Origin of the sequence: Citrobacter freundii complex sp. CFNIH4 (genome assembly GCF_002934505.1) — a bacterium.
Taxonomy (GTDB): domain Bacteria; phylum Pseudomonadota; class Gammaproteobacteria; order Enterobacterales; family Enterobacteriaceae; genus Citrobacter; species Citrobacter freundii.
Window position 1 is genome coordinate 4,630,795 of record NZ_CP026231.1, and the last position, 22,955, is coordinate 4,653,749.

Below are 22,955 nucleotides of genomic sequence, written 5' to 3' on the forward strand. Positions count from 1 at the left end.
ACAGGGAAACAGTAACGTTGAAAACAATCGCCCTCAAGTGATTATTGCCGGATGGCGGCTAATGCCATATCCGGCCTACAAGTCTTTGCGAGCTGTAGGCCGGATAAGCGTAGCGCATCCGGCAGACGGTTATTGATTACCGATTTGATCGCCGTAAGGCAGGGAATCGTAATCTATCAGGGCATTTTTCTTGTACGGATTGCCAATCCAGCGGGTTGTCTCTTTGAACTGCGGATTGGTAATGGCGCGAGTTGGATCGAAGCCATCGTAGGTGAAGCCCGCTAAGTCAGACCATGTGTGGATAAGCTCTGAGCTGCTGTATTTACGATTCACATCCTGTGAGAAGTCACGCGGGTGCGCGGCCTGCCATTTTTCCGAAGTCCACAACAGGAACGGCACCGTGTACATATGGCGCGTTGGGTTGTCTTCATTACGACCCTGCGTTTTGTGCGGTGGCGTATCGTAAACCTCTTCGCCATGATCGGAGAAGTACAGCAGGAAGCCGTTCGGATCGGTCGCTTTATAGTCTTTGATCAGGCTGGCAATAATATGATCGTTGTAAACATTCGCGCTGTCGTAATCGTTGTAGGCTTCCAACTCATCGTTACTCAGACCTGCGGGAACATGGTCGATATTATTGTCAAACTTACCCTGGCCATCCGGATAGCGGAATTTGTACTTAATATGCGTACCCAGCAGATGCACGATGATGAACTTTTTCGGTGCCGGGTCGGCCAGTACTTCTTTAAATGGCGCCAGCACGTTGCTGTCATATTCGCGCGCACTTTGCGTACGCTGCTGGTTCATATAGAACTGTTTATCCGTCTGCTTAGAGAACACCGTCAGCATGGTGTTGCGGGCGGTCATCGTCTGCTGATTAGTGATCCAGAAGGTTTTATAACCCGCCTGTTTCATCATGTTCATCAGGGACGGCTGAGTCAGATACAGATCCGGGTTCTTCTCGTTAGCGAAGGTCAGCGCCTGCTGCAGGATTTCAATGGTGTACGGACGGGAAGTCACGACATTATTGAATACGGTGAAGTTAGGATCGGATTTATGCAGCGCATCCAGTTCTGGCGTCGTTTCACGCGGATAGCCATACAGGCTCATGCGGCCACGTTGCGTTGACTCACCAATCACCAGTACCAGCGTACGCGGTGCGTCACCTGAACTGTCTTTAAAGTTGGCCAGCGGCGGCAGGGCATTGTTCTCATTCAGCAGGCTATTGAGCGAGGTCAACTGCTGACGATACTGATAATACCCGGAGATGAATTGCCACGGCGCGGCGGGCTCCATACGTGAAGCAAGGCCATCCAACGTTTTTTCAAACGGCTTATGTTTGATAAATGTGTTCACTGTCATCGGATGCAGAATCAATCCGTATAACAGTGCAAACGACACCAGATAGCGCCAGGGTGATGGAATATGTACCGGACGCAGACGTGTCCATAGCAGAATTGCCATTGCTGTATATGCCAGCGCAATTAAGACGATCTTCAGGCTGAAGTATTGACTCAGGTACTCGCTGGCTTCGTTCGCATTGGTTTCAAACATTACGTACAGAACGCTTTGCGAGAACTCTTGCCCGTAAATGACGTAATAGCTCAGAGCTGCCAGCGAGGCCGCCCATAGAATTACGCCAATGACGGCAGCAATAATGCGGATACGGTTTGGAAATAAGAATACCGGGATCAACCACAGCGAGCTGAACAGCAGGGAGTCGCGTAGGCCGGTAGATCCGCTATAGCCGCTAAAATAGATAACGGCCTGCAGTAATGAGGAAAAAAACCAAAAATAGAGGAGCGCCCAACCCAGGGCTTTCCAGCTAAAGGCGGGTTTAGACTGGAGTTGTAAGGATTGCATAATGTGAGCCTGTCTTTAATCGTAGCGCCAAGAGTAGCGACTAAACATTAAGAGGAACTGAAGCATCACGATCTCAGGATCGTGTTTTGCTGTTGTAATATTCACGTAGTGAATATGTTCAGGCGGGAATATATTGAAAATGAAGTGGTTGTAACAGCTGTTTTTACTGTCGCCTTCGTACAATAGCACGAAGGCGACAGCGGGAGGGGGCGTTAGCCTGTATTGCGCATACCGGCTGCAACACCAGCGATAGTCACCATCAGCGCTTGTTCAACGCGTGGATCCGGTTCATGGCCTTGCTCTTCGGCCTGGCGTGAGCGGTGTAACAATTCTGCCTGTAAGACGTTCAGCGGGTCAGTATAAACATTCCTTAACTGAATGGACTCGGCAATCCACGGCAGGTCGGCCATCAAATGTGAGTCGTTGGCAATCGCCAGTACGACATCGATATCTGCTGCCAGGCGTTGGCGTAGCTCTTCACCCAGCGGCCACAGCTCTTTTTTGACCAGGCGCTGATCGTAATACTCTGCCAGCCACAGGTCTGCTTTCGCGAAAACCATTTCCAGCATGCCAAGGCGTGTGGAGAAGAATGGCCAGTCGCGGCACATCGCTTCGAGTTCGCTTTGCTTACCATCTTCAACCACTTTTTGCAGCGCGGTACCAGCACCAAGCCAGGCCGGGAGCATCAGACGGTTCTGCGTCCAGGCAAAGATCCACGGTATAGCACGCAGAGACTCAACGCCGCCGGTCGGACGGCGTTTTGCCGGACGTGAACCGAGCGGCAATTTACCCAGTTCCTGCTCCGGTGTAGCTGAGCGGAAATAAGGGACGAAGTCTTTGTTTTCACGAACATATCCACGGTATAGCTCGCAGGAAATATCGGAAAGCTCATCCATGATATGACGCCAGTTATCCTTCGGTTCTGGCGGTGGTAACAGGTTGGCCTCCAGAATTGCTCCGGTATACAGCGACAGGCTGCTGATGGTCACTTCCGGCAGGCCGTACTTAAAGCGGATCATCTCCCCTTGTTCTGTCACGCGCAGACCGCCTTTCAGACTGCCTGGCGGTTGAGAGAGCAGCGCCGCATGCGCAGGCGCGCCGCCGCGACCAATGGATCCGCCGCGACCGTGGAACAGCGTCAGTTCGATACCGGCTTTTTCGCAGGTTTTGATCAGCGCGTCCTGAGCCTGGTATTGCGCCCAGGACGCCGCCATCACGCCCGCGTCTTTTGCGGAATCAGAGTAGCCGATCATGACCATCTGTTTGCCCTGAATAAAGCCGCGGTACCAGTCGATATTCAGAAGCTGGGACATGACGTCATCGGCATTGTTGAGGTCGTCCAGCGTTTCAAATAGCGGAGCGACCGGCATAGCAAAACCAATTCCGGCTTCTTTCAGCAGCAGATGCACGGCCAGCACATCCGACGGCGTTTTCGCCATCGAGATAACATAGGCGGCAATGGAGCCATACGGGGCTTCGGCAATGACCTGACAGGTGTCGAGCACTTCACGGGTGTCATTGCTCGGCTCCCAGTTACGCGGCAGGAGCGGACGCTTGGAATTCAGTTCGCGGATCAGGAAAGCCTGTTTATCAGCTTCCGACCAGTTTTCGTAGTCGCCAATGCCCAGATAACGAGTCAGTTCGCCCAAGGCTTCAGTATGACGGGTGCTTTCCTGACGAATATCAATACGCACCAGCGGTACGCCGAAACACTTCACGCGGCGCAGGGTGTCGAGCAATTCGCCATTGGCGATGATGCCCATACCACAGGCCTGTAGAGACTGGTAGCACGCGTAAAGCGGGTCCCAGAGCTGTTCGTTTTGGGTGAGAAGTCCCGCAGGTTTCGGCAATTTCTCGCCTTTCAGACGAGCTTCAAGCCAGGCCTGGGTCGCCATCAGACGAGAACGCAGGGTTTTCATCAGATAGCGGTAAGGTTCCGCTGCGCCTTCTTCACCTACCAGCGCCATCAGCTCCGGTGTAGCATCCACCATCGACAGCTCAGAAATCAGAAACTGGATGTCTTTCAGGAACAGGTCTGTCGCTTTCCAGCGGCTGAGCAATAGCACGTGACGGGTGATATCCGCCGTTACGTTCGGGTTGCCGTCACGGTCGCCGCCCATCCAGGAGGTAAATCGAACCGGGACAAAATCAACTGGCAGCTTATATCCAAGATGCTCTTCCAGTTGCTCATTCAGCTCGCGCAGGTAGTTCGGCACACCTTCCCACAGGCTGTTTTCAACAACCGCGAATCCCCATTTGGCTTCATCAACCGGGCTTGGGCGCAGTTTGCGGATTTCATCCGTATGCCAGGACTGAGCAATGAGCTGACGCAGACGGCGCATCAGTTGGTTGCGTTCATAATCGACGAGGTCTTTGTTATCAAGCTGCTTGAGGCAGGCGTTCACTTCACCCATTTTATGGATCAGCGTACGACGAGTGATCTCGGTCGGGTGGGCGGTGAGTACCAGCTCCAGAGAGAGTGATTCTACGGCTTTCTTGATGGTGGCGTCATTGAGGTTGGGCTGCTCTTTCAGTTTACGCAGAGTGCGAGCAATCACTTCCGGGTTGCTGGCTGCTTCGCCTTTTGGCGAAATGCTGTGGTGCTGCTCGGCGGTGTTGGCCAGGTTCAGGAACTGGCTAAATGCGCGGGCAACCGGCAGCAGCTCGTCGTTAGACAGATTTTGCAGTGTGGTGAGCAATTCCTGGCGATTAATTTCATTGCCAGCGCGAGATGATTTGGACAGCTTTCGAATTGTTTCTACGCGATCAAGAATGTTCTCTCCCAACGCATCCTTGATGGTCTCTCCCAGCACTTTGCCGAGCATACTGACATTACTACGCAACGCGGAATATTGTTCGTTCATATTAACCCAGACACCCCATCTATTTTGAATATGTCCTGTATCTTTCGCGCCTGACTATCACGCAAAATCTTGCGGACTTAACTTTTTAGCCGTCTTTTATAAAGCCACGTAAAACACGTGACGTCAATTGCTGCGAAATCGGTTCAGCAAACGAATAAATGCCGTGAATTTACGTTATTTAATTCACATCCAATCAAATAAGCGTTGCTTATGGAAATGTTAAAAAATCGCCCCGCTTAACACTAAAGGATTAGCGGGGTGACAAGCAGTTAATGCCAGCAGAAATGGTGCACAACCTGGGTGATTAATTCGCGGGTTGGCTTAATAAAGCGCGTTTCCAGATACTCATCCGGCTGATGCGCCTGATTAATGGAGCCTGGACCCAATACCAGCGTTGGGCAAAGCGTCTGGATAAACGGCGCTTCGGTGCAATAGTTCACCACTTCAGTCTGTGCGCCCAGCAGTTTCTCAACCACCTCTACCAGTTGATGGTCAGGTGGGCACTCATAGCCGGGAATCGGCGGATGCAGTTCCGATACGGTCAGGCGACCCGGCCAACGTTCGCTGACAGGGGCCAGCGCTTCGTTAAGTAACCCATTGAGATCGTTTAGCGTCATACCCGGTAGCGGGCGAATATCCATATGCAATTCGCAGCAGGCGCAGATTCGGTTGGCGGCGTCACCGCCGTGGATGTGGCCCAAATTTAACGTTGGATACGGGACGGTAAAGGCATCATGGTGATAGCGCGCTTTCAGGTCATCGCGCAGATGCATGATATGGCCGATGGCATCATGCATCAGTTCAATCGCATTAACGCCACGCGCCGGATCGCTTGAATGACCCGACTGTCCCAGAATGCGTATCGCATTAGAGATATGGCCTTTGTGTGCGCGCACCGGTTGCAGGGATGTGGGTTCGCCAATGATCGCGCAGTCCGGGCGCAGAGCGGTAGTTTCAGAGAAGTAGCGAGCTCCCGCCATGCTGGTCTCTTCGTCAGCAGTGGCCAGAATGTACAGGGGTTTTTTCAGTTTCGTGACGTCGACATCACGCAACGCGTCGAGGATAAAGGCGAAGAAGCCTTTCATATCCGCCGTACCCAAACCATACAGCTTATTGTCATGCTCGGTTAGAGTGAACGGATCGCGGGTCCAGCGTCCGTCGTCAAAGGGTACGGTATCGGTATGGCCCGCCAACAACAGGCCGCCAGCGCCCTGTCCAATGCTCGCCAGCATATTGAATTTATTTCGCGTATCGGGAACCGGTTGGACCTCCACATTGAAGCCTAAATCTTTAAACCAGCCCGCCAGCAGAGTGATTAAACCTGCATTGCTTTGATCGAGCGCTTCTTCGGTGGCACTGATCGATGGCGTGGCAATCAGAGCGCGGTAAATCTCGATAAATGGCGGTAAATTGTTTTTCATTGTTGACACACCTCGGGTCATGATAGTATCAATATTAATGCAGTATTTGTGAATAAAAATACATTAACGTTGAGCGTAATAAAACCCACCAAGTGTAAGGTGAGGTGATAAAGGCTTATACCTGGCAACAGAATCTAAGAAGGTGAGCTGCCCCGATGTTGAATACGCTGATTGTGGGCGCCAGTGGCTATGCCGGCGCAGAGCTTGTGGCCTATGTAAATCGCCATCCTGATATGACCATAACCGCTTTGACCGTCTCAGCGCAAAGCAATGATGCAGGAAAATTAATCTCCGATTTGCATCCGCAGTTGAAAGGCATTGTCGATTTACCGTTGCAGCCAATGTCAGATATCAGCGAGTTTAGCGCAGGGGTGGATGTTGTGTTCCTCGCAACGGCTCATGAGGTGAGTCATGACCTGGCTCCGCAGTTTTTGCAGGCCGGTTGCGTGGTGTTTGACCTTTCGGGCGCGTTTCGCGTAAACGACGGCACGTTCTATGAAAAATATTATGGCTTTACGCATCAGCATCCTGAGCTGCTGGAGCAGGCCGTTTATGGGCTGGCGGAGTGGAACGCGGACAAACTGAAAGAAGCGAATCTGATTGCTGTGCCAGGTTGTTACCCGACGGCGGCGCAGCTTTCGCTGAAACCGTTGATTGATGCCGGGCTGCTGGATCTCAGCCAGTGGCCGGTAATTAATGCGACCAGCGGCGTGAGCGGTGCGGGGCGTAAAGCGGCTATCTCCAACAGCTTTTGTGAGGTGAGCCTGCAGCCGTATGGCGTGTTTACCCATCGTCATCAGCCGGAAATCGCCACTCATCTGGGGACAGAAGTGATTTTCACCCCGCATCTGGGTAACTTCCCGCGCGGAATTCTGGAAACTATCACTTGCCGCCTTAAGGCGGGCGTAACCCATGCTCAGGTGGCTCAGGCGCTGCAACAGGCGTATGGCGATAAACCGCTGGTGCGTCTGTATGACAAAGGGGTTCCGGCGCTGAAGAATGTGGTTGGATTACCGTTCTGCGATATCGGGTTTGCCGTACAGGGTGAACACCTGATCGTCGTGGCGACGGAAGACAACTTATTGAAAGGCGCGGCGGCACAGGCGATGCAGTGCGCAAATATTCGTTTTGGCTTTGCCCAAACGCAGTCTCTTATTTAGGGTGCAACAATGAATCCATTAATTATCAAGTTGGGCGGCGTTTTACTGGATAGCGAAGAGGCGCTGGAGCGCTTGTTTACCGCACTGGTGAATTATCGTGAGTCGCACCAGCGTCCGCTGGTCATTGTGCACGGTGGCGGCTGCGTGGTCGACGAGCTGATGAAGCAGCTGAATCTGCCGGTGAAAAAGAAAAATGGTCTGCGCGTCACGCCTGCCGATCAAATTGACATTATTACCGGTGCCCTGGCGGGAACGGCGAATAAAACCTTGCTGGCTTGGGCGAAAAAGCATCACATCGCGTCTGTGGGTCTGTATCTTGGCGATGGCGACAGCGTAAAAGTGACGCCGCTCGATAAAGAACTGGGTCATGTTGGACTGGCGCAGCCGGGTTCGCCTAAGCTGATTAACACGCTGCTGGAAAGCGGTTTTCTGCCGGTAGTGAGCTCTATTGGCGTCACTGATGATGGGCTGCTGATGAACGTGAATGCCGATCAGGCGGCAACGGCGCTGGCGGCAACGCTGGGTGCGGATCTGATCCTGCTCTCTGATGTAAGCGGTATTCTGGATGGCAAAGGCCAGCGTATTGCCGAAATGACTGCAGCGAAAGCGGAACAGCTGATTGAACAGGGCATTATTACCGATGGCATGATCGTGAAGGTGAATGCGGCGCTGGATGCCGCGCGTACGCTGGGTCGTCCGGTGGATATCGCCTCCTGGCGTCATGCAGAGCAACTCCCGGCGCTGTTTAACGGCACGCCAATTGGTACGCGTATTCTGGCTTAACTACTAATGTGCCGGATGGCGGCTTCGCCTTATCCGGCCTACGTGGGTTTTGTAGGCCCGGTAAGCGCAGCGCCACCGGGCAAAAATATCATATTAAGGAAATTCGTTATGGCACTTTGGGGTGGGCGTTTTACACAGGCAGCAGATCAGCGGTTCAAACAGTTCAACGACTCGTTGCGTTTTGACTACCGCCTGGCAGAACAGGATATTGTTGGCTCTGTGGCCTGGTCCAAAGCGTTGGTAACGGTCGGTGTACTGACTGCTGATGAACAGCTGCGGTTGGAAGAAGCGCTGAATAATCTGCTGGAAGAGGTTCGCGCGAATCCTCAGCAGATTCTGCAAAGCGATGCCGAAGATATTCACAGTTGGGTGGAAGGTAAGCTGATTGATAAAGTCGGCCAGCTTGGTAAAAAACTGCATACCGGACGTAGCCGTAACGACCAGGTCGCGACCGATCTCAAGCTGTGGTGCAAAGACACGGTTATCGAATTACTATCGGCCAATCGTCAGTTGCAAACTGCGCTGGTGGTGACGGCGGAGAATAACCAGGACGCCGTCATGCCGGGTTACACCCACCTGCAACGTGCGCAGCCGGTGACGTTTGCTCACTGGTGTCTGGCCTATGTTGAAATGTTGGCGCGTGACGAGAGCCGCCTGCAGGATGCGCTCAAACGCCTTGACGTCAGTCCGTTAGGCTGCGGCGCGCTGGCGGGTACGGCGTATGAAATCGATCGCGAGCAGCTGGCGGGTTGGTTGGGCTTTGCCTCGGCTACGCGCAACAGTCTGGACAGCGTTTCTGACCGTGACCACGTGCTGGAGTTACTCTCAGACGCCTCTATCGGCATGGTACACCTGTCGCGTTTTGCTGAAGACCTGATTTTCTTTAACACCGGCGAAGCGGGCTTTGTCGAGCTGTCTGATCGTGTGACTTCGGGTTCATCTCTGATGCCGCAGAAGAAAAATCCGGATGCGCTGGAGCTGATCCGTGGCAAATGCGGTCGCGTGCAGGGTGCGTTGACCGGCATGATGATGACGTTAAAAGGCCTCCCGCTTGCATACAACAAAGATATGCAGGAAGACAAAGAAGGGCTGTTCGACGCGCTCGACACCTGGCTGGACTGTCTGCATATGGCCGCGCTGGTGCTGGATGGTATCCAGGTGAAACGTCCGCGTTGTCAGGAAGCGGCGCAGCAGGGCTATGCTAACGCCACTGAACTGGCGGATTATCTGGTGGCGAAAGGTGTCCCGTTCCGCGAAGCGCACCATATCGTAGGTGAAACGGTGGTCGAGGCGATTCGACAGGGCAAACCGCTGGAGGCGCTGTCGCTTGCTGACTTACAAAAGTTTAGCCAGGTGATTGGCGATGACGTTTACCCGATCCTCTCGTTGCAATCGTGCCTGGACAAGCGTGCGGCGAAAGGCGGCGTGTCACCCCAGCAGGTTGCACAGGCGATCGACTACGCGAAGGCGCGTCTGGCATAAATTGATGGGTAATCATTCGAGCCTGGCGTCACGCCGGGCTTTTTTATGCAAAAAAAATGCGGACACAAGGTCCGCAAAAGTTCACGTTGGCTTTAGTTATTTCGAGTATGAGAGAAACTCTCAAAACGGACAGTAGCTTCAAGGGTTAAAGGGGTACCGTTCCGTTTCTGTGGTGCATTATTAAACAGAAAGCTTGATAGGGATAATCGTTCGTTGCTATGCTACCTATCGCTACGAACTATCGTGGCGATGGAGGATGAATAATGAATATTCGTGATCTTGAATACCTGGTAGCGCTAGCCGAACATCGTCACTTCCGACGAGCGGCAGACTCCTGTCACGTTAGCCAACCAACGCTGAGCGGGCAGATCCGCAAGCTGGAAGATGAGCTTGGCGTCATGTTGTTGGAGCGTACGAGTCGCAAGGTGCTGTTCACCCAGGCTGGTTTGCTGCTGGTGGATCAGGCGCGCACCGTGCTGCGCGAGGTCAAAGTGCTCAAGGAGATGGCAAGCCAACAAGGCGAGACAATGTCTGGCCCGCTGCATATTGGTTTGATCCCAACGGTGGGGCCATACCTGCTGCCGCATATTATTCCGATGTTGCACCAGACCTTCCCAAAACTGGAAATGTATCTCCATGAAGCGCAGACACATCAGCTGTTAGCGCAACTGGATAGCGGCAAGCTCGACTGCGTCATTCTGGCGCTGGTGAAAGAGAGTGAGGCGTTCATCGAAGTACCGCTATTTGATGAGCCAATGCTGCTGGCGATCTATGAAGATCATCCGTGGGCAAACCGTGACTGTGTACCGATGTCCGACTTGGCGGGTGAAAAACTGCTGATGCTGGAAGATGGCCACTGCCTGCGCGATCAGGCAATGGGCTTCTGCTTTGAAGCGGGTGCTGATGAAGATACCCATTTTCGGGCAACCAGTCTGGAAACGCTGCGTAACATGGTGGCGGCAGGAAGCGGTATTACCTTACTGCCTGCGCTGGCTGTTCCGCCGGAGCGTAAGCGTGATGGTGTCGTTTATCTGCCATGCATTAAACCCGAACCGCGTCGTACGATTGGTCTGGTGTACCGTCCTGGTTCGCCGCTGCGCAGCCGTTATGAACAGTTGGCAGAGGCCATCCGTGGATCAATGGATGGCCATTTCGACAGTGCGTTAAAACAGGCGGTTTAAGCCATTTAGCGCTGCTACCCGATAGGCTTCTGCCATGGTTGGGTAGTTAAAGGTGGTGTTAACGAAGTACTCGATAGTGTTACCACCACCTTTTTGCTCCATTATCGCTTGCCCGATGTGAATAATTTCGGCCGCGCGCTCCCCAAAGCAGTGGATCCCCAGAATCTCTTTGGTTTCGCGATGGAACAGGATCTTCAGCGTTCCGACACTCATACCCACGATTTGCGCACGTGCCAGATGCTTAAACTGGGCGCGGCCAACCTCGTATGGAACTTTCATTGCCGTGAGTTGCTGTTCGGTTTTACCAACGGAGCTGATTTCTGGAATGGTATAAATCCCGGTCGGGATATCTTCAATCAGATGCGCGGTGGCTTCGCCTTTTACCAACGCCTGGGCGGCAATGCGTCCCTGGTCGTAGGCCGCGGATGCCAGGCTCGGATAACCGATCACATCCCCTACGGCATACACATGCGGCAGCGCCGTCTGGTACATGCTATTCACTTTGAGCTGCCCACGGCTGTCGGTTTTCAGACCAATGTTTTCCAGCGCCAGCGAATCGGTATTACCGGTACGGCCATTGGCGTACAACAGGCAGTCTGCCTTCAGTTTCTTACCGGATTTCAGGTGCATGATGACGCCGTCATCGCAGCCTTCAATCTTCTCATACTCTTCGTTGTGGCGAATGACCACACCGCTGTTCCAGAAGTGGTAAGAGAGGGAGTCGGACATCTCTTGATCGAGGAATGCCAGCAGACGATCGCGGGTGTTGATTAAATCAACTTTGACGTCCATTCCACGGAAGATCGACGCATATTCACAGCCAATGACCCCCGCGCCATAAATCAGCACATGGCGGGGTTCGTGGTGCAGGCTCAGGATAGAGTCGCTGTCGTAAACCCGGGGATGCGAAAAGTCGACATCAACAGGGCGATAAGGACGCGAACCGCAGGCAATAACAAACTTATCCGCAGTCAGTGTTTCCACCGTACCGTCGTGACATTCCAGGGCGATCGTGTGTTCATCAACAAAACGGGCATTCCCCTGCAAAATTTCGCAGTGATTGCGCTCGTAAAATCCTTGCCGCATACGCGTTTGCTGATTAATAACGTTATCAGCGTGGTTGAGAATATCGGCAAAAGAAGAACGAAGGAGTCGGGAGTGGTCGCTGTACAGTGGGTTCTGATTGAATTCAATAATGCGGCTGACGGCGTGGCGGAGGGCTTTCGACGGGATGGTGCCCCAGTGGGTACAGCCTCCGCCGACGTTATGATAGCGCTCAATCACCGCGACGCGCGCTCCTTGCTTAACCAGACCCATTGCAGCGCCTTCGCCGCCGGGACCGGAACCTATTACTATTGCATCGTAATCGTAGGAATGTGACATGGTCAGGCTTACCTGTTCTTATACATAAAAGCAACAGAATAGTAACATCGTTGTCAGGATAACCCAATTATCGTTGTGCTTTTTTGCGAAGTCGAAGCACAAACTGCGCGTAAACAATCATTCACAAAGCCATGCCAACCGCCTAATCTCTGGTATAGTGCCAGCAAGGTATGTGGAAGGATTCAGACATCGTGATGGGCGTTAGAGCGCAACAAAAAGAAAAAACCCGGCGTTCGCTGGTAGAAGCCGCATTTAGTCAACTGAGCGCTGAGCGTAGTTTTGCCAGCCTCAGTTTACGCGAAGTTGCTCGTGAAGCGGGCATTGCGCCAACCTCGTTTTATCGCCATTTCCGCGATGTGGATGAACTCGGCCTGACGATGGTGGACGAAAGCGGTCTGATGCTGCGTCAATTGATGCGCCAGGCGCGCCAGCGTATCGCGAAGGGCGGGAGTGTGATCCGCACCTCGGTCTCAACATTTATGGAGTTCATCGGCAACAATCCCAACGCCTTCCGTTTATTATTGCGCGAGCGTTCGGGGACATCCGCAGCGTTTCGTGCAGCGGTCGCACGTGAAATTCAGCACTTCATTGCGGAACTTGCGGACTATCTGGAACTCGAAAACCATATGCCTCGTGCGTTTACTGAAGCGCAAGCCGAAGCCATGGTAACCATTGTTTTCAGCGCCGGGGCAGAAGCACTGGATGTTGGCGCTGAACAGCGTCGACAGCTAGAAGAGCGGCTGGTATTGCAACTGCGCATGATCGCGAAAGGCGCATTTTATTGGTACCGCCGTGAACAAGAGAAGATGACGCACCACTCCGAGTAACGAGAAGGACAAGCAATGAAACAGTCAGGTCAAGATAAAGGTACGCTGCTGCTGGCGCTGGTTGCTGGCTTATCGATCAATGGTACATTTGCGGCGCTGTTTAGCTCCATTGTGCCATTCTCCGTATTCCCGATTATTTCGCTGGTGCTGACGGTTTATTGTTTGCATCAACGCTATCAGAACCGCACCATGCCTGTGGGATTGCCGGGCCTGGCCGCCGCCTGTTTTATTCTCGGTGTTCTGCTGTACAGCACCGTGGTACGCGCTGAATATCCGGATATTGGCTCTAACTTCTTCCCGGCGGTGCTGTCGGTGATTCTGGTGTTCTGGATCGGCTTTAAAGTGCGTAACCGTAAACAGGAAATTGTGGAGTAATAGTTGTCGCTGTAGGCCGGATAAGGCAAAGCCGCTATCCGGCAATCTGAACCGGTAGTGCTTATCCGGCTTCCGTTCAGTCTTACTTCTTCGTTAACAGTACTCCGCACTCCATATGGTGCGTATACGGGAACTGATCGAATAGCGCCAGACGTGAAACATTGTGCGTCTGGCTTAACGTTTCCAGGTTCTTACACAGCGTCTCCGGATTGCAGGAGATGTACAGAATGCGCGGATACGCCTGCACCATTTTCTCCGTTTCGCTGTCCAGACCGCTGCGCGGTGGGTCAACGAAGATAGTTTCACACTGGTAACTCTTCAGATCGATTCCCTGCAAACGGTTGAACTCGCGAACGCCGTTCATCGCCTGAGTAAACTCTTCGGCCGCCATGCGGATAATTTGTACGTTATCAATATGGTTAGCCGCGATGTTGTACTGTGCAGCAGCCACGGACGGTTTGGCGATTTCAGTGGCCAGTACGCGGTTGAAGTTTTGCGCCAGGGCTAACGAGAAATTGCCATTGCCGCAATACAGCTCCAGCAGGTCACCTTTTGAGCCCCTGGTGACATCAATCGCCCACTCTAACATCTGAATATTCATGGCGGCGTTTGGCTGGGTGAAGCTGTTCTCAACCTGGCGGTAGATAATCTCTTTACCTGCAACCGGCAAGCGTTCGTCAATGTAGTCCTGGTCCAGCTCAATTTTGGTTTTGGTAGCCCGACCAATCAAATGCACGTTCAGGTTTTGCGCCCGCAGCGCATCTCGCAGCGCTTCGGCTTCCTTACGCCATTCATCATCCAGCTTTTTATGGTACAGCATCGAAACCACCGCCTGATCGCTCAGGGTTGTGAGGTAATCAATCTGAAACAGTTTGTGGCGCAGGACGTGGTTGTTGCGAACGCCGTCGATCATTGCCGTCATTAGCGTGTTGATGAGATCGCTGGCAGCCGGGAAGCTGTCGACGCGAATACGGTTTTTGGTCTGGCTGTCGAACATGATGTGGTACAGGTCATCACCGTCATGCCACAGGCGGAATTCGGCGCGCATACGGTAATGGCTGACCGGTGAGCGAAACACTTCCGGAGCCTGTGCATAAAATGGCGTCATTAAGCTCTGCAGACGCACTACTTTCTCAGCTAACTGGGCGTCGTACTGTTCTGTCGGAAGGTGTTCGGGGGTCATGATGCGTCCTGAAAAATAAAAGTACGCGGGGATTGTAGGGATTGCTCAACAGATGTCCAGTCATTGATGATTTCCGATAATGTGATACGCAGTCTGGACACCAGGTTGTAACAAACTGTAGCATCCGTTTTCCGGTCCTGTGAGTTAAAAGGGAATCCAGTGTAAATCTGGAGCTGACGCGCAGCGGTAAGGAAGGTAAGAGATGAGCGCACCTGGTGCAGACACTGCGGATTGCCGCGGGAAGTCATCCTCTCTTTAAGTCGCCTCCAAGCCCGAAGACCTGCCGGCTAACGTCGCATCTGGTTTTCATCATCGCGTACTATCGGTGGGACCTGCGGCATCCTTCTTAAATTGTGGATGCTTTACAATGATCAAAAAATCATTGCTGTGCACGGCGCTGTCCGTCACGGCATTTTCTGGTTGGGCACAGGACACTCGCCCGGATACTCTCGTCGTCACTGCCAACCGTTTTCAGCAGCCTCGTAGCGCAGTACTCGCTCCTATTACCGTTGTTACGCGTCAGGATATCGATCGCTGGCAATCTACCTCCGTGAATGATGTGCTTCGTCGTCTGCCTGGCGTCGATATCGCTCAATACGGTGGTATGGGACAAAACTCGTCTATCTCTATTCGCGGCACCAACGCCAGCCATGTTCTGGTGCTGATTGACGGCGTGCGCCTGAACCTGGCAGGGGTTAGCGGCGCAGCCGATCTCAGCCAGTTCCCGGTCTCGTTAGTGCAGCGTATCGAATACATTCGAGGGCCGCGTTCGGCGGTTTATGGTTCTGATGCGATTGGCGGCGTGGTGAATATCATTACCACGCGCGAAAAGCCGGGGACGGAACTGACAGCCGGTGTGGGTAGCAATGGCTACCAGAATTACGATGTCTCAACCCAACAACAGCTCGGCGAAAATACGCGCGTCACGCTGATGGGCGATTATGCCTATACCAAAGGCTTTGATGTTGTAGCATACGGCAGCACCGGCTCTCAGGCTCAGCCCGACAAAGACGGCTTCTTAAGTAAGACGCTGTATGGCGCGCTGGAACACAACTTTTCCGATACATGGAGCGGGTTTGTTCGCGGTTATGGTTATGATAACCGCACGAATTACGACTCATATTACTCTCCTGGCTCGCCGCTCCTCGATACCCGAAAACTCTACAGCCAAAGCTGGGATGCCGGACTGCGTTTTAATGGCGAGCTTATCCAGTCGCAGCTGGTTTCGAGCTATAGCCATAGCAAAGACTACAACTATGATCCGGATTATGGTCGCTATGACTCCTCGGCCACACTGGATGAGATGAAGCAATATAATGTGCAGTGGTCAAACAGCATAGTGGTTGGTCATGGTAATGTGGGCGCTGGTGTCGACTGGCAAAAGCAAACTACGGAGCCTGGCACCGGGTATGTCACGGACGGTTACGACCAGCGAAATACCGGCCTCTACTTGACGGGATTACAGCAACTGGGTGATTTCACTTTCGAAGGTGCTGCGCGCAGTGATGATAACTCCGAGTTTGGACGTCATGGCACATGGCAAACCAGCGCCGGATGGGAGTTTATTGAAGGCTATCGCTTTATTGCGTCCTACGGTACATCTTACAAAGCACCTAATCTCGGGCAGTTGCATGGTTATTACGGCAATTCGAACCTGGATCCTGAACAAAGTAAGCAATGGGAAGGGGCGTTTGAAGGCTTAACGGCGGGTGTGAACTGGCGAGTTTCAGGGTATCGTAACGATATCGATGACATGATCGATTATGACCCACATACCGAGAAATACTTTAACGAAGGTAAAGTACGCATTAAAGGCGTTGAAGCGACCGCAAACTTTGATACCGGACCGCTGGCACATACGTTGAGCTACGATTATGTCGATTCGCGCAATGCAATTACGGACAAGCCCCTCGCACGACGTTCTAAACAGCAGGTGAAATACCAGCTTGACTGGCAGGTCTATGATTTTGACTGGGGCCTGACGTATCACTACCTGGGAACGCGTTATGACACGGACTACGTAACCTACCAGCCGGTAAAAATGGGAGGAGTTAGCCTGTGGGATCTTGCCGTGTCATATCCAATCACCTCACAGCTGACAGTTCGTGGTAAAATCGCCAACCTGTTCGATAAAGATTACGAGACAGTTTATGGCTACGCAACTGCAGGACGGGAATACACCTTGTCTGGCAGCTACACCTTCTGATCCCCGTCCCACCGTGCTGGTGTTTGATTCCGGCGTCGGTGGGTTGTCGGTCTATGACGAGATCCGGCGTCTTTTGCCGGATCTCCACTATATCTACGCTTTCGACAACGTCGCCTTTCCTTATGGAGAGAAGAGCGAGGAGTTTATCGTCGAGCGTGTTGTTGAGATTGTGACTGCTGTCCAGCAGCGCTATCCCCTTTCTCTTGCGGTCATCGCATGTAATACAGCAAGCACGGTGTCGCTTCCTGCGTTACGTGAGAAGTTTGCCTTCCCGGTTGTGGGCGTGGTGCCTGCGATTAAACCGGCGGCGCGACTCACGGCGAATGGCGTAGTGGGGCTGCTGGCTACGCGTGCAACGGTGAAGCGCTCGTATACCCATGAGCTGATTGCGCGGTTTGCTAACGAATGCCAAATTGCAATGTTGGGTTCTGCTGAGCTGGTGGAACTGGCGGAAGCGAAGCTGCACGGTGAAACAGTTTCTCTGGAAGAGCTGCGGCGTATTCTGCGTCCGTGGCTGCGGATGTCGGAACCACCCGATACGGTAGTGCTCGGGTGCACTCATTTCCCTCTATTACAGGAAGAGCTTTTACAGGTCCTGCCCGAGGGGACGCGGCTGGTGGATTCTGGTGCCGCGATTGCGCGCCGCACCGCCTGGTTATTAGAACATGAAGCGCCAGATGCGAAATCAACCGATGAGAACGTTGCATTTTGTATGGCAATGACGACAGAAGCCGAACAACTATTGCCAGTGCTACAGCGCTATGGCTTTAAAACGCTCGAAAAACTGTCAGTTTAAGTGGTTTTGATGAAAAAACACGCACTCGGAAGATTATTTTAAATTTCCCCTTGTCAGCCTGAAATAACTCCCTATAATGCGCCTCCACTGACACGGAACAACGGATTACAAGCCGCCGGGTCAGCGGGGTTCTCCAGAGAATCTCGTAGAGAAAAGCAAAAATAAATGCTTGACTCTGAATGAGGAAAACGTAATATACGGGACCTCGCGACAGAGCGCTAAAGCGCGTCGCAACTGCTCTTTAACAATTTATCAGACAATCTGTGTGGGCACTCGAAGATACGGATTCTTAACGTCGCAAGACGAAAAATGAATACCAAGTCTCTGAGTGAACATACGTAATTCATTACGAAGTTTAATTCACGAGCATCAAACTTAAATTGAAGAGTTTGATCATGGCTCAGATTGAACGCTGGCGGCAGGCCTAACACATGCAAGTCGAACGGTAGCACAGAGGAGCTTGCTCCTTGGGTGACGAGTGGCGGACGGGTGAGTAATGTCTGGGAAACTGCCCGATGGAGGGGGATAACTACTGGAAACGGTAGCTAATACCGCATAACGTCGCAAGACCAAAGAGGGGGACCTTCGGGCCTCTTGCCATCGGATGTGCCCAGATGGGATTAGCTAGTAGGTGGGGTAACGGCTCACCTAGGCGACGATCCCTAGCTGGTCTGAGAGGATGACCAGCCACACTGGAACTGAGACACGGTCCAGACTCCTACGGGAGGCAGCAGTGGGGAATATTGCACAATGGGCGCAAGCCTGATGCAGCCATGCCGCGTGTATGAAGAAGGCCTTCGGGTTGTAAAGTACTTTCAGCGAGGAGGAAGGCGTTGTGGTTAATAACCGCAGCGATTGACGTTACTCGCAGAAGAAGCACCGGCTAACTCCGTGCCAGCAGCCGCGGTAATACGGAGGGTGCAAGCGTTAATCGGAATTACTGGGCGTAAAGCGCACGCAGGCGGTCTGTCAAGTCGGATGTGAAATCCCCGGGCTCAACCTGGGAACTGCATCCGAAACTGGCAGGCTAGAGTCTTGTAGAGGGGGGTAGAATTCCAGGTGTAGCGGTGAAATGCGTAGAGATCTGGAGGAATACCGGTGGCGAAGGCGGCCCCCTGGACAAAGACTGACGCTCAGGTGCGAAAGCGTGGGGAGCAAACAGGATTAGATACCCTGGTAGTCCACGCCGTAAACGATGTCGACTTGGAGGTTGTGCCCTTGAGGCGTGGCTTCCGGAGCTAACGCGTTAAGTCGACCGCCTGGGGAGTACGGCCGCAAGGTTAAAACTCAAATGAATTGACGGGGGCCCGCACAAGCGGTGGAGCATGTGGTTTAATTCGATGCAACGCGAAGAACCTTACCTACTCTTGACATCCAGAGAACTTAGCAGAGATGCTTTGGTGCCTTCGGGAACTCTGAGACAGGTGCTGCATGGCTGTCGTCAGCTCGTGTTGTGAAATGTTGGGTTAAGTCCCGCAACGAGCGCAACCCTTATCCTTTGTTGCCAGCGGTCCGGCCGGGAACTCAAAGGAGACTGCCAGTGATAAACTGGAGGAAGGTGGGGATGACGTCAAGTCATCATGGCCCTTACGAGTAGGGCTACACACGTGCTACAATGGCATATACAAAGAGAAGCGACCTCGCGAGAGCAAGCGGACCTCATAAAGTATGTCGTAGTCCGGATTGGAGTCTGCAACTCGACTCCATGAAGTCGGAATCGCTAGTAATCGTGGATCAGAATGCCACGGTGAATACGTTCCCGGGCCTTGTACACACCGCCCGTCACACCATGGGAGTGGGTTGCAAAAGAAGTAGGTAGCTTAACCTTCGGGAGGGCGCTTACCACTTTGTGATTCATGACTGGGGTGAAGTCGTAACAAGGTAACCGTAGGGGAACCTGCGGTTGGATCACCTCCTTACCTTAAAGAAACGTTCTTTGTAGTGCTCACACAGATTGTCTGATGAAAAATTAGCAGTAAGAAAATCTCTGCAGGCTTGTAGCTCAGGTGGTTAGAGCGCACCCCTGATAAGGGTGAGGTCGGTGGTTCAAGTCCACTCAGGCCTACCAAATTCGCTTCCGTGCTGTGTTACGGCGATGCTCGCATACTTCAGTATGCTTCGCACCACCGCGCCTTGCCCGGAAACGAATTAGGGTACAGAGATTAGCATTTACGATGGGGTTATAGCTCAGCTGGGAGAGCGCCTGCCTTGCACGCAGGAGGTCTGCGGTTCGATCCCGCATAGCTCCACCATCTTTACTGCAAAAACACAAGAAAACTTCAGAGTGTACCTGAAAAGGTTCACTGCGAAGTTTTGCTCTTTAAAAATCTGGATCAAGCTGAAAATTGAAACGACACACTGTTTCATTTCTCCGTAATAAGAAATGAAAAGCGGTGTGTTCGAGTCTCTCAAATTTTCGCAACACGATGGTGTTTTACGAAACATCTTCGGGTTGTGAGGTTAAGCGACTAAGCGTACACGGTGGATGCCCTGGCAGTCAGAGGCGATGAAGGACGTGCTAATCTGCGATAAGCGTCGGTAAGGTGATATGAACCGTTATAACCGGCGATTTCCGAATGGGGAAACCCAGTGTGATTCGTCACACTATCATTACGTGAATACATAGCGTAATGAAGCGAACCGGGGGAACTGAAACATCTAAGTACCCCGAGGAAAAGAAATCAACCGAGATTCCCCCAGTAGCGGCGAGCGAACGGGGAGCAGCCCAGAGTCTGAATCAGCTTGTGTGTTAGTGGAACGGTCTGGAAAGTCCGACGGTACAGGGTGATAGTCCCGTACACCAAAATGCACAGGTTGTGAACTCGAAGAGTAGGGCGGGACACGTGGTATCCTGTCTGAATATGGGGGGACCATCCTCCAAGGCTAAATACTCCTGACTGACCGATAGTGAACCAGTACCGTGAGGGAAAGGCGAAAAGAACCCCGGCGAGGGGAGTGAAAAAGAACCTGAAACCGTGTACGTACAAGCAGTGGGAGCCTCTTTATGGGGTGACTGCGTACCTTTTGTATAATGGGTCAGCGACTTATATTCTGTAGCAAGGTTAACCGTATAGGGGAGCCGAAGGGAAACCGAGTCTTAACTGGGCGTTAAGTTGCAGGGTATAGACCCGAAACCCGGTGATCTAGCCATGGGCAGGTTGAAGGTTGGGTAACACTAACTGGAGGACCGAACCGACTAATGTTGAAAAATTAGCGGATGACTTGTGGCTGGGGGTGAAAGGCCAATCAAACCGGGAGATAGCTGGTTCTCCCCGAAAGCTATTTAGGTAGCGCCTCGTGAATTCATCTTCGGGGGTAGAGCACTGTTTCGGCTAGGGGGTCATCCCGACTTACCAACCCGATGCAAACTGCGAATACCGAAGAATGTTATCACGGGAGACACACGGCGGGTGCTAACGTCCGTCGTGAAGAGGGAAACAACCCAGACCGCCAGCTAAGGTCCCAAAGTCATGGTTAAGTGGGAAACGATGTGGGAAGGCACAGACAGCCAGGATGTTGGCTTAGAAGCAGCCATCATTTAAAGAAAGCGTAATAGCTCACTGGTCGAGTCGGCCTGCGCGGAAGATGTAACGGGGCTAAACCATGCACCGAAGCTGCGGCAGCGACACTATGTGTTGTTGGGTAGGGGAGCGTTCTGTAAGCCGTTGAAGGTGTATCGTGAGGTATGCTGGAGGTATCAGAAGTGCGAATGCTGACATAAGTAACGATAATGCGGGTGAAAAACCCGCACGCCGGAAGACCAAGGGTTCCTGTCCAACGTTAATCGGGGCAGGGTGAGTCGACCCCTAAGGCGAGGCCGAAAGGCGTAGTCGATGGGAAACAGGTTAATATTCCTGTACTTGGTGTTACTGCGAAGGGGGGACGGAGAAGGCTATGTTAGCCGGGCGACGGTTGTCCCGGTTTAAGCATGTAGGCGGAGGTTCCAGGTAAATCCGGTACCTTTTTAACGCTGAGGTGTGATGACGAGGCACTACGGTGCTGAAGTAACAAATGCCCTGCTTCCAGGAAAAGCCTCTAAGCATCAGGTAACACGAAATCGTACCCCAAACCGACACAGGTGGTCAGGTAGAGAATACCAAGGCGCTTGAGAGAACTCGGGTGAAGGAACTAGGCAAAATGGTGCCGTAACTTCGGGAGAAGGCACGCTGATATGTAGGTGAAGTGATTTACTCATGGAGCTGAAATCAGTCGAAGATACCAGCTGGCTGCAACTGTTTATTAAAAACACAGCACTGTGCAAACACGAAAGTGGACGTATACGGTGTGACGCCTGCCCGGTGCCGGAAGGTTAATTGATGGGGTTATCCGTAAGGAGAAGCTCTTGATCGAAGCCCCGGTAAACGGCGGCCGTAACTATAACGGTCCTAAGGTAGCGAAATTCCTTGTCGGGTAAGTTCCGACCTGCACGAATGGCGTAATGATGGCCAGGCTGTCTCCACCCGAGACTCAGTGAAATTGAACTCGCTGTGAAGATGCAGTGTACCCGCGGCAAGACGGAAAGACCCCGTGAACCTTTACTATAGCTTGACACTGAACACTGGTCCTTGATGTGTAGGATAGGTGGGAGGCTTTGAAGTGTGGACGCCAGTCTGCATGGAGCCATCCTTGAAATACCACCCTTTAATGGCTGGTGTTCTAACGTGGACCCGTAATCCGGGTTGCGGACAGTGTCTGGTGGGTAGTTTGACTGGGGCGGTCTCCTCCTAAAGAGTAACGGAGGAGCACGAAGGTTAGCTAATCCTGGTCGGACATCAGGAGGTTAGTGCAAAGGCATAAGCTAGCTTGACTGCGAGAGTGACGGCTCGAGCAGGTGCGAAAGCAGGTCTTAGTGATCCGGTGGTTCTGAATGGAAGGGCCATCGCTCAACGGATAAAAGGTACTCCGGGGATAACAGGCTGATACCGCCCAAGAGTTCATATCGACGGCGGTGTTTGGCACCTCGATGTCGGCTCATCACATCCTGGGGCTGAAGTAGGTCCCAAGGGTATGGCTGTTCGCCATTTAAAGTGGTACGCGAGCTGGGTTTAGAACGTCGTGAGACAGTTCGGTCCCTATCTGCCGTGGGCGCTGGAGAATTGAGGGGGGCTGCTCCTAGTACGAGAGGACCGGAGTGGACGCATCACTGGTGTTCGGGTTGTCATGCCAATGGCATTGCCCGGTAGCTAAATGCGGAAGAGATAAGTGCTGAAAGCATCTAAGCACGAAACTTGCCCCGAGATGAGTTCTCCCTGAGACTATAAGTCTCCTGAAGGAACGTTGAAGACGACGACGTTGATAGGTCGGGTGTGTAAGTGTAGCGATACATTGAGCTAACCGATACTAATGAACCGTGAGGCTTAACCTTACAACGCCGAAGATGTTTTGGCGAAGAGACGACATTCAGCTTGATACAGATTACATCAGAACGCAT

General features: G+C 52.6%; 13 protein-coding genes, 2 tRNA genes, 2 rRNA genes and 1 riboswitch. Of the genes, 12 read left to right on the forward strand and 5 right to left on the reverse strand.

Translation table 11 applies throughout. The annotated features are described in order from the left end of the window. Window positions 1-129: 129 nt before the first annotated feature. From C2U41_RS23725 to argE, 3 genes are all read right to left on the reverse strand, one after another. Complete coding sequence (locus C2U41_RS23725) at window positions 130-1,863, reverse strand: phosphoethanolamine transferase CptA (protein ID WP_048216979.1); 1,734 nt, start codon at window positions 1,861-1,863, stop codon at window positions 130-132. 212 nt (window positions 1,864-2,075) lie between these two features. Then, complete coding sequence (ppc, locus tag C2U41_RS23730) at window positions 2,076-4,727, reverse strand: phosphoenolpyruvate carboxylase (protein ID WP_003840542.1); 2,652 nt, start codon at window positions 4,725-4,727, stop codon at window positions 2,076-2,078. A gap of 269 nt (window positions 4,728-4,996) precedes the next feature. Continuing rightward, window positions 4,997-6,148 carry an acetylornithine deacetylase gene (argE, locus tag C2U41_RS23735; RefSeq protein WP_003028848.1) on the reverse strand — a complete coding sequence of 384 codons (1,152 nt, stop codon included), beginning with the start codon at window positions 6,146-6,148 and terminating at the stop codon, window positions 4,997-4,999. 155 nt (window positions 6,149-6,303) lie between these two features. Between argE and argC the strand changes: the two genes are divergently transcribed. From argC to oxyR, 4 genes are all read left to right on the forward strand, one after another. Next, the gene (gene argC / locus C2U41_RS23740) at window positions 6,304-7,308 is read left to right on the forward strand and encodes an N-acetyl-gamma-glutamyl-phosphate reductase (protein WP_003847834.1); all 1,005 of its coding nucleotides are present in this window, start codon (window positions 6,304-6,306) and stop codon (window positions 7,306-7,308) included. A 9-nt stretch (window positions 7,309-7,317) separates the two neighbouring features. Next, a complete protein-coding gene (gene argB, locus C2U41_RS23745) occupies window positions 7,318-8,091 on the forward strand; it encodes an acetylglutamate kinase (protein WP_003028854.1) in 774 nt (257 codons plus the stop codon). Between the two features lie 108 nt (window positions 8,092-8,199). Then, window positions 8,200-9,573 (forward strand): argininosuccinate lyase, encoded by a 1,374-nt coding sequence (gene argH / locus C2U41_RS23750; RefSeq protein ID WP_003028856.1) that lies wholly within the window; start codon window positions 8,200-8,202, stop codon window positions 9,571-9,573. A 263-nt stretch (window positions 9,574-9,836) separates the two neighbouring features. Beyond that, on the forward strand, window positions 9,837-10,754 hold the full coding sequence (gene oxyR, locus C2U41_RS23760; protein WP_003028858.1) for a DNA-binding transcriptional regulator OxyR: 918 nt from the start codon (window positions 9,837-9,839) through the stop codon (window positions 10,752-10,754). On the opposite strand, the gene sthA is transcribed toward oxyR, so the two are convergent. After that, the gene (sthA, locus tag C2U41_RS23765; RefSeq protein ID WP_003028860.1) at window positions 10,737-12,137 is read right to left on the reverse strand and encodes a Si-specific NAD(P)(+) transhydrogenase; all 1,401 of its coding nucleotides are present in this window, start codon (window positions 12,135-12,137) and stop codon (window positions 10,737-10,739) included. The two genes, oxyR and sthA, sit on opposite strands and share 18 nt — an antisense overlap. 191 nt (window positions 12,138-12,328) lie before the next feature. Between sthA and fabR the strand changes: the two genes are divergently transcribed. Together fabR and C2U41_RS23775 are read left to right on the forward strand one after the other, a co-directional pair. Then, the gene (gene fabR, locus C2U41_RS23770; RefSeq protein ID WP_003028862.1) at window positions 12,329-12,964 is read left to right on the forward strand and encodes an HTH-type transcriptional repressor FabR; all 636 of its coding nucleotides are present in this window, start codon (window positions 12,329-12,331) and stop codon (window positions 12,962-12,964) included. 15 nt (window positions 12,965-12,979) lie between these two features. After that, a complete protein-coding gene (locus tag C2U41_RS23775) occupies window positions 12,980-13,339 on the forward strand; it encodes a YijD family membrane protein (RefSeq protein ID WP_003028863.1) in 360 nt (119 codons plus the stop codon). Window positions 13,340-13,421: 82 nt separating this feature from the next. Here C2U41_RS23775 and trmA read toward each other — a convergent pair whose 3' ends face one another. Further along, window positions 13,422-14,522 (reverse strand): tRNA (uridine(54)-C5)-methyltransferase TrmA, encoded by a 1,101-nt coding sequence (gene trmA / locus C2U41_RS23780; RefSeq protein ID WP_032938427.1) that lies wholly within the window; start codon window positions 14,520-14,522, stop codon window positions 13,422-13,424. A 115-nt stretch (window positions 14,523-14,637) separates the two neighbouring features. Further along, window positions 14,638-14,824, forward strand: a riboswitch (cobalamin riboswitch). A gap of 65 nt (window positions 14,825-14,889) precedes the next feature. Here trmA and btuB point away from each other — a divergent pair. The 6 genes from btuB (at window position 14,890) to C2U41_RS23810 (ending at window position 22,889) form a co-directional block, all read left to right on the forward strand. Further along, the gene (gene btuB, locus C2U41_RS23785; RefSeq protein ID WP_003840550.1) at window positions 14,890-16,728 is read left to right on the forward strand and encodes a TonB-dependent vitamin B12 receptor BtuB; all 1,839 of its coding nucleotides are present in this window, start codon (window positions 14,890-14,892) and stop codon (window positions 16,726-16,728) included. Continuing rightward, on the forward strand, window positions 16,673-17,524 hold the full coding sequence (gene murI, locus C2U41_RS23790; protein ID WP_003847829.1) for a glutamate racemase: 852 nt from the start codon (window positions 16,673-16,675) through the stop codon (window positions 17,522-17,524). Before btuB ends, murI begins: the two co-directional genes overlap by 56 nt. A gap of 377 nt (window positions 17,525-17,901) precedes the next feature. Then, a 16S ribosomal RNA gene (locus C2U41_RS23795) occupies window positions 17,902-19,443 on the forward strand. A gap of 72 nt (window positions 19,444-19,515) precedes the next feature. After that, window positions 19,516-19,592 (forward strand) — tRNA-Ile (locus C2U41_RS23800). Window positions 19,593-19,700: 108 nt separating this feature from the next. Continuing rightward, window positions 19,701-19,776 (forward strand) — tRNA-Ala (locus tag C2U41_RS23805). A 206-nt stretch (window positions 19,777-19,982) separates the two neighbouring features. Then, window positions 19,983-22,889: ribosomal RNA gene (locus C2U41_RS23810) — 23S ribosomal RNA — on the forward strand. Together the 16S and 23S rRNA genes with 2 tRNA genes alongside form the textbook arrangement of a ribosomal RNA operon. Window positions 22,890-22,955 lie beyond the last annotated feature (66 nt).